This window comes from Mesorhizobium sp. Z1-4, from assembly GCF_004000235.1.
Lineage (GTDB): Bacteria > Pseudomonadota > Alphaproteobacteria > Rhizobiales > Rhizobiaceae > RCIO01.
Window position 1 is genome coordinate 1,377,094 of record NZ_RCIO01000001.1, and the last position, 13,502, is coordinate 1,390,595.

The window sequence follows — 13,502 nt, forward strand, 5'->3', positions numbered from 1 at the left end:
CTTCCGCCAAAGCATGGTGAAGGTCCGCGGCGCAATTTCCGGCACTTTCTGGTTTGAATTCTCTTCCATGGCAACTGAACGTTACAATCCGCGTGTCTGTGAACCCAAATGGCAGAAGGCCTGGGCAGACGCCAAGCTATTCGAAACGGCGAACGACGACCCGCGCCCGAAATACTACGTGCTGGAGATGTTCCCTTATCCCTCAGGGCGCATCCATATGGGCCACGTGCGCAACTACACGATGGGCGATGTGGTTGCCCGCTTCCGGCGCGCCCGGGGCTACAATGTGCTGCACCCGATGGGCTGGGACGCGTTCGGCCTGCCGGCGGAAAACGCGGCGCGCGACAACAAGGTCAATCCACGCGACTGGACCTATGCCAACATCGACACGATGAAGGGCCAGCTCAAGACGATGGGCCTGTCGCTCGACTGGTCGCGCGAATTCGCGACCTGCGATCCCGATTATTACAAACACCAGCAGAAGATGTTCCTCGATTTCTGGAAGGCCGGGCTGGTCGAACGCAAGACCGCCAAGGTCAACTGGGACCCGGTCGACATGACCGTGCTCGCCAACGAGCAGGTAATCGACGGCAAGGGCTGGCGTTCCGGCGCTCTTGTTGAACAGCGCGACCTGACGCAGTGGTTCTTCAAGATCACCTCGATGAGCCAGGAGCTGCTCGACGGACTGGATACGCTCGACCGCTGGCCAGACAAGGTGCGGCTGATGCAGGAAAACTGGATCGGCCGGTCCGAGGGCCTGCAGATACGCTGGAAACTCGACAAGGCAACCGCGCCCGAGGGCGAAACCGAGCTCGAGGTTTACACGACGCGGCCCGACACCATTTTCGGTGCGTCTTTCATGGCTGTCGCGGCCGACCACCCGCTGGCGAAAAAGGCGGCGGCGCAGAATGCCGAACTCGCTGCGTTCGTGGCCGAGGTGAAGCGCATGGGCACGTCGGCGGCGGCGCTGGAAACCGCCGAGAAGAAGGGGTTCGACACAGGCATTCGCGTCGTGCACCCGTTCGACGAAAGCTGGACGCTGCCGGTCTATGTCGCCAACTTCGTGCTCATGGAATACGGAACGGGCGCGATTTTCGGCTGCCCGTCCGGCGACCAGCGCGACCTCGATTTCGCCAACAAATACGGCTTGCCGGTCGTTCCGGTGGTGATGCCCGCCGAAGCGGACGCCGCGACTTTTCAGGTTATCGACGAGGCCTATACCGACGACGGCGTGATGATCAATTCGCGCTTCCTCGACGGCATGACCCCGAATGACGCTTTCGAGGACGTGGCGAAGCGGCTGGAACAGGTGCCGATGGGCAACCGCCCGATGGCGGAACGCAAGGTGCAGTTCCGCCTGCGCGACTGGCTGATCTCACGCCAGCGCTTCTGGGGCTGTCCCATTCCCGTGATCCATTGCGATGCCTGCGGCGCGCAGCCCGCCTCAGAGGCGGAACTGCCGATCGAGCTGCCGAACGATCTTTCATTCGACAAGCCGGGCAATCCGCTCGACCATCACGCGACATGGAAACACGTCAAGTGCCCGAAATGCGGTGGCGACGCGCGGCGCGACACCGACACGATGGACACGTTCGTGGACTCGTCCTGGTATTTCGCGCGCTTTACCGATCCGTGGAACGCGGAAGCGCCGACGACGCTGAAATATGTCGATGGCGCGAATGGCTGGTTGCCGGTCAATCAGTATATCGGCGGCATCGAGCATGCGATCCTGCACCTGCTTTATTCGCGTTTCTTCGTGCGCGCGATGAAAGCGACCGGTCATGTGAACGCAATCGAGGAACCGTTCGAGGGCATGTTCACGCAGGGCATGGTCGTTCACGAGACCTATAAGGGCCCGTCGGGTTATGTGACGCCGGCGGAAGTGACGATCGAGGAAGCGGACGGCCAGCGCACGGCCAAGGTGACGAGCACCGGCGACGCGCTGCAGATCGGCCCTATCGAGAAGATGTCGAAGTCGAAGAAGAATGTCGTCGATCCCGACGACATCATCGGCTCGTACGGCGCCGATACCGCGCGCTGGTTCATGCTGTCGGATTCGCCGCCCGAGCGCGATGTGATCTGGACCGAATCCGGGGTGGAAGGCGCGCATCGGTTCGTTCAGCGCGTCTGGCGCCTGGTTTCGGAGGCGGCACCCGCGCTGAAGGATGTCAGCGCGGCCACAGCGACCGAAGGTGACGCCGTGGCGCTGTCGCGCGCGGCGCACAAGACTCTGAAGGCGGTCGGCGAGGATATCGAGAAACTCGGTTTCAACCGCGCGGTGGCGCGGCTCTACGAACTCGCCAATACGATGCAGCCGCTGCTCGCGCAGGCGGCAAACGGCAAGGCGGATGCCGCCACTAGCGCCGCGCTGCGGCAGGCGCTGGAGTTTTTCGTTGCCATGATTGCGCCGATGATGCCGCATCTGGCCGAGGAATGCTGGGTCGCACTCGGCGGCCGAGGCATGGCTGCAGAACAGGCATGGCCGGCGTTCGACGACAAGCTCACCATCGACGACGAGATCGTCTACCCGGTGCAGATCAACGGCAAGAAGCGGGCCGAATTGACAATCGCGCGCGACGCGGACCAAGCTGCGGTGGAAAGCGCCGTCATGGCGCTGGAAGCGGTGCAGAAAGCGCTCGACGGAAGCTCGCCCCGCAAGGTGATCGTGGTGCCACAGAGGATTGTCAATGTCGTCGTTTGACCCAATGCGCCGCAGCCTTGCCACCGGTCTCGGACTGGCGTTCATCGGTGCGGCATTGCTCGGTGCGGGCTGCACGGCCGGGCCGCTCTACGGCAATGCGGGGTCTCCGGCGTCGATACCTTCGCGCCTGGCGAGTGTCGAAATCGAGCCTGTTTCGACGCGACAGGCGCAGGAAGTGCGCAATCATCTGATCTTCATGTTCGGCGGCGGGCGGGGCAGCCCGGCAAACCCTGCCTATGTGATGCGGATCAATGTCACCAGCAGTTCCAGCGCTGCGGCTCAGATCGTGGTCAGCGCCACGGAACAGTCGCCCTCGTCATCCCTGCTGACTATGACCGCCGCCTATACGGTGCGCGATACCGAGGGCGGCCAAATCGTCGCAGAAGGCAGCCGGCAGGTCGTTTCGGCCTATGACGTTCCGCGCCAGCATTTCGCCGCGGACAGGGCGTTGCGCGATGCCGAGAACCGGGCCGCACGCGAGGTTGCGGAGCAGGTCAGGCTGGCGGTCGCGCAGCAGCTTGCATCCGGCCGCTAGGGCTATCGTCTTTTCGCCTTGTTGACGTCGTTTGTTGCCGCTGGCGCGTGTCATTCCCGCGTCACGCAAATCAATCAGTAAGCATTGCACCGGCATGCGCTTCCTGAACGGACGACAGGACGATGGTTTCGACTTTCACAGACCTCGTAGCGGCACGGTTGCTTCCCCGCGACCTTGCCCCAAAAGACAGTCACATTGTCGACCAGCTGATTGCGGAGCGCGCCGCCGGGTTATCGGCGCATCCGCTGTGGCCGCTGATGCGGCCGCTGCTCTACCGTTTCCTGCATTATTCGGAAGCGGTGCGGATGGCGGATCATATCGCGACGCTTTCCGGCCGCGGCGTGCTCGATTTCGTCAGTGACCTTCTGGCGCTCGACATTCAGGTCGCCGGTGCGGACAACATTCCGGCCGAGGGCGGGTTCATCATGGCCTGCAGCCACCCGACCGGCATTGCCGATGCGGTTGCCGCCTTCGACGTGCTGAAAACCAAGCGCAGCGACATGGCGATTTTCGCCAACCGCGATGCGCTGCGCGTGTCGCCGCGGCTGCGCGAAGTGCTGATCCCGGTCGAATGGCGGGAAAGCGAAAAGTCGAGGGCGAAAAGCCGGGCGACGCTGGAGCAGACTGCGCGGGCTTTTGCTACCGAGCGCGCTGTGCTGCTGTTTCCTTCCGGCCGCATAGCCTACTGGAACAAGGACCATGTGGCCGAACGCCCATGGCAGACGACGCTGGTTTCGCTCGCCAGGCGTTACCGGGTGCCGGTTGTTCCGGTGTCGATAACGTCGCGCAATTCCTGGTGGTTCTATTTCGTGTCGCCGCGCAGTACCGAACTGCGCGACATGACGGTATTTCACGAGCTTCTGAACAAGAAGCACAAGCCCTTTGCGCTCAATATCGGCAAGCCGGTGATGCCGGACGAGCTCGACGGCAATGCAGCCGACGCGACCCGGCAGCTGCAGGATCACGCGGTGAAGGTGCTGTGCGTAAATCCGGAAGCAGAGTTCAGGCGCGCGTGAACCCGTCCCAGCTGTTGCGTCAGGCGATCTTCTGGCCGGTCTTGGCCCAGTCCGCCAGGAACGCATCGAGACCTTTGTCTGTCAGCGGGTGCTTGACCAGCTGTTTCAGGATAGCCGGCGGCACGGTGGCTACATCCGAACCGATTAGGGCTGCCTGCTTGACGTGATTCACGGTCCGAACCGAAGCCGTCAGGATCTCGGTGTCGAAGTCGTAGTTATCGTAGATCGTCCTGATCTCGGCGATCAGCTCCATGCCATCCTCGCCGGTGTCGTCGATGCGGCCAACGAATGGCGAAATGAAAGTCGCGCCTGCCTTTGCCGCCAGCAGTGCCTGATTGGCCGAAAAGCAGAGCGTGACATTGACCATGCGACCGTCACCGGTGATCGCCTTGCATGCCTTGAGACCGTCGAAGGTCAGCGGAACCTTGATGCAGATGTTGTCGGCTATCTTCGACAGAACGTCGGCCTCGCGCATCATCTGATCATATTCGGTCGCGGCAACCTCGGCCGATACCGGGCCGTCGACGATGCCGCAAATCTCCTTGGTGACTTCCAGGATATCGCGGCCCGATTTCAGGATCAGCGATGGGTTTGTCGTCACGCCGTCGAGAAGCCCGAGTGCGTTGAGCTCGCTGATTTCAGAGGTGTCGGCGGTGTCGACGAAAAACTTCATGGATGTCTCCTGGGCAGATGGGCGGTTGGCGCGGGCGCCATTCGGCCTTGCTCTATCGCAAGAACCGGGCAAGGTCACCCACCATGAGCAAAGATTCGCCCAGAACGGTTCCGGTGCTTGTGCCGACGCCGGTAGACCGGCCGTTCTCCTACGCCGTGCCGGAAGGTGCGGAGGTACGGCCGGGCTCCATCGTGCGGGTGCCGATCGGCCCGCGCGAAGTCGCGGCAGTGGTTTGGGACGGGGCGGGCGAAAATGTCGATGCCAGGAGGCTGAGGCCGATTTCGGAGGTTTTCGACTGCCCGCCGCTCGGCGAGGCGGCGCGGCGTTTCGTCGATTGGGTCGCCGCCTATACGATGACTTCGCCGGGCATGGTGGCGCGGATGTTCTTGCGGGCGCCTGCGGCCTTCGAGCCGGAGCCGCCACAGCCCGGGCTTCGCTATTCGGGCGGCGAGCCGGAGCGGGTGACAGCAGCCCGCAGCCGCGTGCTGGAGCTTGCGCGCAACGGCATGGCCTGGACCCGGTCGGGGCTGGCCCATGCGGCCGGCGTGTCGCTCAGCGTGGTCGATGGGCTCGTTGCACAGGATGTGTTCGAAACGGTGCTTCTGCCACCGCAGCCCGTGGTTGCGAAACCCGACCCCGACTACGCGCAGCCCGAACTTACCGTCGATCAGGAGGAAGCCGCCGGCAGCCTGCGCGAACGGGTGCGGGAAAGTGCTTTTTCAGTCACCATGATCGATGGAGTGACTGGCTCCGGCAAGACGGAGACCTATTTCGAAGCAATCGGTGAGGCGATTCGGGCAGGCAAACAGGTGCTGATCCTGATGCCGGAAATCGCGCTGACCCAGGCATTTCTGGAGCGCTTTCACGATCGATTCGGTGCCAAGCCGGCGGAGTGGCACTCCGATGTCACGCCACGTATGCGCGAGCGCGTCTGGCGGCAAGTCGCGCAAGGCAATGTGCAGGTGGTGGCGGGCGCGCGCTCGTCGCTCTTCTTGCCGTTCGACAATCTCGGGCTGATCGTGGTCGATGAAGAGCACGACACCGCCTACAAGCAGGAAGACCGGGTTTTCTACAACGCGCGTGACATGGCGGTGGTGCGCGGCAATATCGGCCAGTTTCCGGTGATACTGGCATCGGCCACGCCCTCCGTCGAGACGCGGGTCAACGCCGAGACCGGGCGTTACCACAGCGTGGCGCTTCCGACGCGCTATGCCGAGGCCGTTTTGCCGGAACTCAAGGCGATCGACATGCGGCGCCATCCGCCAGCGCGGGGCGGGTTCCTGTCGCCGGTCCTGATCCAGGCACTGCGCGGTGCGCTGGAGCGAGGCGAGCAGTCGCTGCTTTTCCTCAACCGGCGGGGTTATGCGCCGCTGACACTGTGCCGGGTGTGCGGGCACCGGTTCCAGTGCCCGGACTGCTCGTCCTGGCTGGTTGAGCATCGTTTTCGCGGTCAGCTCGTTTGCCACCATTGCGGGCATCACGAGGCACGGCCGGAGGCCTGTCCCGAATGCGGGACCTTCGATCACCTCGTTGCCTGCGGCCCCGGGATCGAGCGAATCGCGGAAGAGGCGATGGAGCATTTTTCCGATGCGCGCATCATCGTCCTGTCTTCCGATCTTGTCGGCGGCGTGAAGCGGCTGCGGCTTGAATTCGAGGCCATTGCCAAGGGCGAGGCCGATATCGTGATCGGAACGCAGCTTGTCGCCAAGGGGCACAATTTTCCCGGCATTACGGTGGTTGGTGTCGTCGATGCCGATATCGGGTTGGCGAACGGCGATCCGCGCGCGGCGGAACGGACGTTCCAGCTGCTCAGCCAGGTGACCGGCCGGGCAGGACGCGCGGGCGGGCGCAGCCAGGGCCTGATCCAGACTTACCAGCCGGACCATCCTGTGATGCAGGCGCTGATTTCAGGCGATGCGGAAAGCTTCTACCAGCGCGAGATCGCGGAACGGCAGCGGGCGGCCATGCCGCCTTTCGGCCGGCTGGCGGCGATCGTGGTGAGCGCCGCAACGCGCGGCGAAGCCGAAGCGCATGCGCGCGCCCTGCGCCGGGCAGCGGCCCCAAGCGACCAGATCAGCGTCCTCGGACCCGCCGAAGCGCCGCTGGCCCTGATTGCCGGGCGGTACCGTTTCCGGCTTCTGGTCCATGGTACGCGCCGGGCCGGCATGCAGGACTACCTGCGGATCATGCTGGAAGCCGCACCCAGGCCGCGCGGCTCGGTGCGCGTGCAGGTCGACATCGATCCGCAGAGTTTTCTTTGACGTTGCGGAAGCTCCTCCCTAGAGTTCCGGCTCAACTTCGGGAGACGTCATGAAGAAGATCGCAGCGTCGGCAGCCGCCATATTCATCAGCTCAGCCCAGATGGCACAGGCTCAGCAGCCGATCATCACGGACATTCTATGGCCCAACATCAACTCCTATTGCACCTTCCAGCGCAACGGCCAGAACTTCGACTACAACAATCCCGACAGCTGGCGTTTCGTCTTCTTTGACAATACCGACACGATTACCGGCTCCAATGCGCGCTACGCCTATATCGGGCTGCACCACCAGGTGCGCCAGCTTGAGGAAATCGACACAATGACGTCGGGCGAGGGCGAGTTGCGCAGCTACCGTACCTGGGGCGAACCCAGCTACGAGGTGAAGGTCTCAATGATCAAGGGTGAGAGCGGCGGCGAAAGCACCTCCTATACCGGAACGATCTCCGTCAGCGGGCCGGGCGGCTCGGAAGAGGTGGAGTTTCACGGTGACTGCGGCGTCTGACACCGCGCTGGCCATCCAGCCGCAAGCTGCTAGACTGGCCGCATTGATGCGCAGTTCGAGGGGCGCCAGATGGAATTTGCTTTTCCTTGGCCGTTGAGCCTCGGGGAATGGCTGGCGTGGAGCTGCGCCGTCGTTACCGTGCTGCTCGGGCTGTTTCTGCTTTTCGCACCCACCAGCGGGCTGCGCCTCTACCGGCTGCAGACGCTGCCGGAGCATCCCGAGGCGGTGGCCAGTGCCCGCGCGAATCTGGCCGGCTTTCAGATCGCGCTGGGGCTCTGCTGCATCCTGCTAGCGCAACCGCTGCTCTATATCGCCCTTGGGCTCGCCTGGGCACTGACGGGATTCGGGCGGCTCGTGTCGATGCTCTCTGACGATGGCAATACGCTCTACAACTGGATTTCGCTGATACTCGAGATCATTCTGGCGCTGTCGGTGCTGCTGTTTGCCTTCGGGCTGGTCCCCTGATCGCAGGCTTTCCGCGGTCAAAGAGGGGCGTGCGACAAAAACGCGCCAAAAGGCCGACTTCCGGCGTGTTGCGAGTCCCGGAAGCGTATGCTAGACGGCGGTCAATATTTGGCTGGGGGAGCCGGTGTGTCCCGGTGGCTGGCCAAAAATAATCAGCAAGGTCAAAGATTTAGCAAGAGCTCAGAGCTCCAGCGTAAATCTTGCGGCCAATCAGACAGGAAGAGCGGCACTTCGTGGCGAATTCTGGTTCGATGATTTCTGGAATGGCCGAGCGTTATGCGGGATCACTTTTCGACCTCGCGCTCGAAGCCAAGTCGGTCGAGAAGGTCGAAGCGACTCTCGGCGAGGTTGAAGACCTGATCAACGCAAATGCCGATCTGAAGCGTCTTATCGAAAGCCCGGTCTTTTCGGCGGACGACCAGTTTCGCGCCATCGACGCGATCGCCAGGAAGGCGGGCATCGAAGGCCTGGTCGGCAACTTCCTGCGTGTCGTGGCGCGTAACCGGCGCCTGTTCGCCGTGCCGTCCATGATCGCCGCTTACCGCCGCGTCGCCGCCGCGCATCGCGGCGAGGTGGCTGCCGAAGTTACGTCGGCACATGAACTCACGGCCGAACAGATGCGGGAGCTGAATGCCTCGCTGAAGGAAGTGGCCGGAAAAGACGTCGCGATCAAACTCAACGTTGATCCCGCCATTCTCGGTGGTCTGATCGTGAAGATCGGCTCGCGCCAGATCGACACGTCGCTACGCACCAAACTCAATTCGCTTAAGCTTGCACTGAAAGAGGTCGGCTGATGGATATCCGCGCCGCGGAAATTTCCGCAATCCTCAAGGACCAGATCAAGAACTTCGGCAAAGAAGCCGAAGTTTCCGAAGTCGGTCAGGTTCTCTCCGTTGGTGACGGTATCGCCCGCGTCTACGGTCTGGACAATGTCCAGGCCGGCGAGCTGGTCGAATTTCCGGGCGCCATCAAGGGCATGGCCCTCAACCTGGAAGCCGACAATGTCGGTGTCGTTATTTTCGGCAACGACCGCGACATCAAGGAAGGCGACACCGTCAAGCGGACCGGCGCCATCGTCGACGTTCCGGTAGGTCCTGGCCTGCTCGGCCGCGTTGTCGACGCGTTGGGCAATCCTATCGACGGCAAGGGCCCGATCAAGTCTGCCGAGCGCCGCCGCGTTGACGTGAAGGCGCCGGGCATCATTCCGCGCAAGTCGGTGCATGAGCCCATGTCGACCGGCCTCAAGGCCATCGATGCGCTGATCCCGGTCGGCCGCGGCCAGCGCGAGCTGATCATTGGCGACCGCCAGACCGGCAAGACCGCGATCATTCTTGACACCTTCCTCAACCAGAAATCGCTCAATGCAGGCGACGACGAGAGCCAGAAGCTCTACTGCGTCTACGTCGCCGTCGGTCAGAAGCGTTCGACCGTCGCGCAGTTCGTGAAGGTTCTGGAGGAGCGTGGCGCTCTCGAATATTCGATCATCATCGCCGCGACCGCTTCCGATCCGGCCCCGATGCAGTTCCTGGCCCCAATGGCCGGCTGCGCCATGGCCGAATATTTCCGCGACAACGGCCAGCACGCGCTGATCGGCTACGACGATCTGTCCAAGCAGGCCGTTGCATACCGCCAGATGTCGCTGCTGCTGCGCCGCCCGCCGGGCCGCGAAGCCTATCCGGGCGACGTGTTCTATCTGCACTCGCGCCTGCTCGAGCGCGCCGCGAAGATGAACGAAGACAATGGTGCGGGTTCGCTGACGGCGCTGCCGGTCATCGAGACGCAGGCCAACGACGTGTCGGCCTACATTCCGACCAACGTGATCTCGATCACCGACGGTCAGATCTTCCTTGAAACCAACCTCTTCTTCCAGGGCATCCGCCCGGCCGTGAACGTCGGCCTGTCTGTTTCGCGTGTGGGCTCCTCGGCTCAGATCAAGGCAATGAAGCAGGTTGCAGGCTCGATCAAGGGCGAGCTGGCGCAGTACCGCGAGATGGCGGCGTTCGCTCAGTTCGGCTCCGACCTCGATGCGGCAACGCAGCGCCTGCTCAACCGCGGTGCGCGCCTGACCGAGCTTCTGAAGCAGCCGCAGTTCTCGCCGCTGAAGACGGAAGAGCAAGTCGCAGTGATCTTCGCCGGCGTGAACGGTTATCTCGACAAGCTGACCGTTGCTCAGGTCGGCAAGTTCGAGCAGGGGCTGCTGGCCCATATGCGCTCCGACGGCAAGGACGTACTCGCCGCCATCCGCAAGGAAAAGGCACTTTCCGACGACCTCTCCGCGAAGCTGAAGGCACAGATCGACGCCTTCGCCAAGAACTTCGCCTGAGGCCGACGAACCGAGACTGACAGGATCAGGGTCGCCGCATGGCTTCTTTGAAAGACCTTCGTAACCGCATCGCCTCCGTTAAGGCGACGCAGAAGATCACCAAGGCGATGCAGATGGTCGCCGCGGCGAAGCTGCGTCGTGCGCAGGAGGCGGCCGAGGCTGCACGCCCTTATTCGGAACGGATGGATGCCGTGCTGGCCAACATCGCGCAGGCGGTGGCTGGCGGCGGCGAAGCGCCGGCTCTGATGACCGGCAACGGCAAGGACGATGTGCACCTGCTCGTCGTTGCAACTGCCGATCGCGGCCTTTGCGGTGGCTTCAATTCGCAGATCGCGCGTCTGGCGCGCGATCATATCCGCAAGCTCACAGCCGAAGGCAAGAAGGTCAAAATCCTTACCGTCGGCCGCAAGGGTTATGACATGCTGCGGCGCGATTATGCGCAGCTGATCATCGACCGTGTCGAGCTCAAGGAAGTCAAGCAGATCGGCTTCGCCAATGCCGACGAGATCGCGAAAAAGGTCATCGCGCGTTTCGACGCCGGGGAATTCGACGTCTGCACGCTGTTCTATTCGCGCTTCAAGTCGGTGATCAGCCAGATCCCGACCGCGCAGCCGCTGATTCCGGCGGCTACCGGCGAGACGGAAGAAGGCAGCAACGCGGTCTATGAGTACGAGCCGTCGGCCGAGGAGATCCTCGGTGATCTCGTGCCGCGCAACATCGCGGTGCAGATTTTCCGGGCCCTGCTGGAAAACGCTGCCGGCGAGATGGGCGCCAAGATGACCGCCATGGACAATGCGACGCGCAACGCCGGCGAGATGATCGACAAGCTGACGATCACCTACAACCGCCAGCGCCAGGCGCAGATCACCAAAGAACTCATCGAAATCATTTCGGGCGCGGAAGCGCTCTAGGACAGGACGAAGGGTACGAAAAATGGCTAGAGCAGCTACCCCGAAAAAGGCTCCGGCGAAGGCCGCGACGGCCGCGGCCGCCAAGAAGACAACCGCGCGCAAGCCGGCTGCAGCAAAGGCAGGTGCGGCATCCAAGAGCACCAAGGCTTCCGGCGCCACCGGCAAGGTGCACCAGGTTATCGGCGCCGTCGTCGACGTCGCGTTCGGCGATCACCTTCCGCCGATCCTGAACGCGCTCGAGACCGACAACCAGGGTACCCGCCTTGTGCTGGAAGTCGCTCAGCACCTGGGCGAAAACATCGTCCGCACGATTGCCATGGACACCACCGAAGGTCTGGTGCGCGGCCAGGCAGTCACCGACACCGGCAGCCCGATCGCGGTGCCTGTCGGCCCGGAAATGCTCGGTCGTATCGTCAACGTCATCGGCGAACCGGTCGATGAAGAGGGTCCGGTCAAGGGCAGCGAAGTGCGCGCCATCCACCAGCCGGCTCCGGAGTATATCGAGCAGTCGACGGAGGCCGAAATTCTGGTCACCGGCATCAAGGTCCTCGACCTTCTGGCGCCCTACGCCAAGGGCGGCAAGATCGGCCTGTTCGGCGGCGCCGGCGTGGGCAAGACGGTGCTCATCCAGGAGCTCATCAACAACGTTGCGAAGGCGCATGGCGGCTACTCGGTGTTCGCCGGCGTTGGCGAGCGTACCCGCGAGGGCAACGATCTCTATCATGAGTTTATCGAGTCCGGCGTGAACAAGAAGGGCGGCGGCGAAGGCTCCAAGGCCGCGCTTGTGTACGGTCAGATGAACGAGCCGCCCGGCGCGCGTGCCCGCGTTGGCCTGACCGGCCTGACCGTTGCGGAGTATTTCCGCGACCAGGGCCAGGACGTGCTGTTCTTCGTCGACAACATCTTCCGCTTCACGCAGGCGGGCTCGGAAGTGTCGGCGCTTCTCGGCCGTATTCCTTCTGCCGTGGGCTATCAGCCGACGCTGGCGACCGACATGGGCGCGCTGCAGGAGCGCATCACGACCACCACCAAGGGTTCGATCACCTCGGTGCAGGCCATCTACGTGCCCGCCGACGACTTGACCGACCCGGCGCCTGCTACCTCGTTCGCACACCTTGATGCGACGACCGTGCTGAATCGTGCGATTTCGGAAAAGGGCATCTACCCGGCCGTGGATCCGCTCGACTCCACCTCGCGCATGCTCGACCCGATGATCGTCGGTGAAGAGCACTACCAGGTAGCGCGTGACGTGCAGCAGACGCTGCAGCGCTACAAGTCGCTGCAGGACATCATCGCGATCCTGGGCATGGACGAGCTGTCGGAAGAGGACAAGCTGACCGTTGCCCGCGCCCGCAAGATCGAGCGCTTCCTTTCGCAGCCCTTCTTCGTGGCCGAAGTGTTCACCGGTTCGCCCGGGAAGCTGGTCGACCTCGAGGACACCATCAAGGGCTTCAAGGGTCTTGTTGCCGGCGACTACGACCACCTTCCGGAGGCTGCCTTCTACATGGTCGGAACGATCGAAGAAGCGGTCGAAAAGGGCAAGAAGCTGGCTGCCGAGGCGGCCTGATCAGGGCGATAACGGCAGTAAGGCAATAGGGCAATAAGGAGAGCGGAAGAGGGACATTGGCATAGCTACTCGGGGAGCGTCCCCTACTGGCCTACTGCCTACAGCCCTACTCCCCCAAGTCTATGGCTGAAAGCTTCAAATTCGAACTGGTTTCTCCGGAACGGCTGCTGATCTCGGAAGAGGTCGAGCAGGTGATTATCCCGGGAACCGATGGTGAGATGACCGTGATGGCGTCGCATGCGCCGATCATGACCACCATCAAGCCAGGCGTCGTAACTGTGAAGCCGGTTTCCGGCGGCGAACAGCGTTATGCGGTGTTTGGCGGCTTTGCCGACATTCTTCCGCAGGGATGCACGCTGCTGGCGGAATCTGCCGTACCGGCGGACAGACTCGACCGTGCCGAGCTGCAGAAACGGATTGACGATGCGAGGCATAAGGCCGAGCACGCCGAAGATCTGGACGAGCGCAGCCGTGCCGAACTCTATCTGCATCAGCTGACGACGCTCGAAGGCGCACTGATTCCGGCCTAGCCGGTCCCATCAGCAGGA

General features: G+C 62.9%; 12 protein-coding genes. 11 read left to right on the top strand and 1 reads right to left on the bottom strand.

The features are described from left to right. Positions 1–67 precede the first annotated feature (67 nt). The 3 genes from leuS to EP165_RS06695 all read left to right on the top strand — a co-directional run bounded on the left by leuS (position 68) and on the right by EP165_RS06695 (position 4,252). A complete protein-coding gene (gene leuS, locus EP165_RS06685) occupies positions 68–2,701 on the top strand; it encodes a leucine--tRNA ligase (RefSeq protein ID WP_127520692.1) in 2,634 nt (877 codons plus the stop codon). Then, positions 2,688–3,236, top strand: a complete 549-nt coding sequence (locus tag EP165_RS06690; protein WP_127520693.1) for an LPS assembly lipoprotein LptE — start codon at positions 2,688–2,690, stop codon at positions 3,234–3,236. The genes leuS and EP165_RS06690 overlap by 14 nt, the downstream gene beginning before the upstream one ends. A 122-nt stretch (positions 3,237–3,358) precedes the next feature. Further along, positions 3,359–4,252 (top strand): 1-acyl-sn-glycerol-3-phosphate acyltransferase, encoded by an 894-nt coding sequence (locus EP165_RS06695; protein ID WP_127520694.1) that lies wholly within the window; start codon positions 3,359–3,361, stop codon positions 4,250–4,252. Between the two features lie 19 nt (positions 4,253–4,271). Here the strand turns inward: EP165_RS06695 and fsa are convergent, their stop codons facing one another. After that, positions 4,272–4,925, bottom strand: a complete 654-nt coding sequence (gene fsa / locus EP165_RS06700) for a fructose-6-phosphate aldolase (RefSeq protein WP_127520695.1) — start codon at positions 4,923–4,925, stop codon at positions 4,272–4,274. Positions 4,926–5,008: 83 nt separating this feature from the next. On the opposite strand from fsa, the gene EP165_RS06705 reads away from it, so the two are divergent. The 8 genes from EP165_RS06705 to EP165_RS06740 all read left to right on the top strand — a co-directional run bounded on the left by EP165_RS06705 (position 5,009) and on the right by EP165_RS06740 (position 13,484). Continuing rightward, positions 5,009–7,186 (top strand): primosomal protein N', encoded by a 2,178-nt coding sequence (locus EP165_RS06705; RefSeq protein WP_127520696.1) that lies wholly within the window; start codon positions 5,009–5,011, stop codon positions 7,184–7,186. Between the two features lie 49 nt (positions 7,187–7,235). Further along, positions 7,236–7,688, top strand: a complete 453-nt coding sequence (locus EP165_RS06710; protein WP_127520697.1) for a hypothetical protein — start codon at positions 7,236–7,238, stop codon at positions 7,686–7,688. Between the two features lie 69 nt (positions 7,689–7,757). Then, complete coding sequence (locus EP165_RS06715) at positions 7,758–8,153, top strand: AGROH133_08824 family phage infection protein (RefSeq protein WP_127520698.1); 396 nt, start codon at positions 7,758–7,760, stop codon at positions 8,151–8,153. 251 nt (positions 8,154–8,404) lie between these two features. Continuing rightward, positions 8,405–8,947, top strand: a complete 543-nt coding sequence (locus EP165_RS06720; RefSeq protein WP_501981659.1) for a F0F1 ATP synthase subunit delta — start codon at positions 8,405–8,407, stop codon at positions 8,945–8,947. Beyond that, positions 8,947–10,476, top strand: a complete 1,530-nt coding sequence (gene atpA / locus EP165_RS06725; protein ID WP_127520700.1) for a F0F1 ATP synthase subunit alpha — start codon at positions 8,947–8,949, stop codon at positions 10,474–10,476. The genes EP165_RS06720 and atpA overlap by 1 nt, the downstream gene beginning before the upstream one ends. 38 nt (positions 10,477–10,514) lie before the next feature. Then, positions 10,515–11,387 carry a F0F1 ATP synthase subunit gamma gene (locus tag EP165_RS06730; RefSeq protein WP_127520701.1) on the top strand — a complete coding sequence of 291 codons (873 nt, stop codon included), beginning with the start codon at positions 10,515–10,517 and terminating at the stop codon, positions 11,385–11,387. Between the two features lie 22 nt (positions 11,388–11,409). After that, a complete protein-coding gene (atpD, locus tag EP165_RS06735) occupies positions 11,410–12,954 on the top strand; it encodes a F0F1 ATP synthase subunit beta (protein WP_127520702.1) in 1,545 nt (514 codons plus the stop codon). A gap of 122 nt (positions 12,955–13,076) precedes the next feature. After that, positions 13,077–13,484: a F0F1 ATP synthase subunit epsilon gene (locus EP165_RS06740; RefSeq protein WP_127520703.1), complete on the top strand. Its 408-nt coding sequence runs from the start codon at positions 13,077–13,079 to the stop codon at positions 13,482–13,484. The last annotated feature ends 18 nt before the right edge of the window (positions 13,485–13,502 follow it).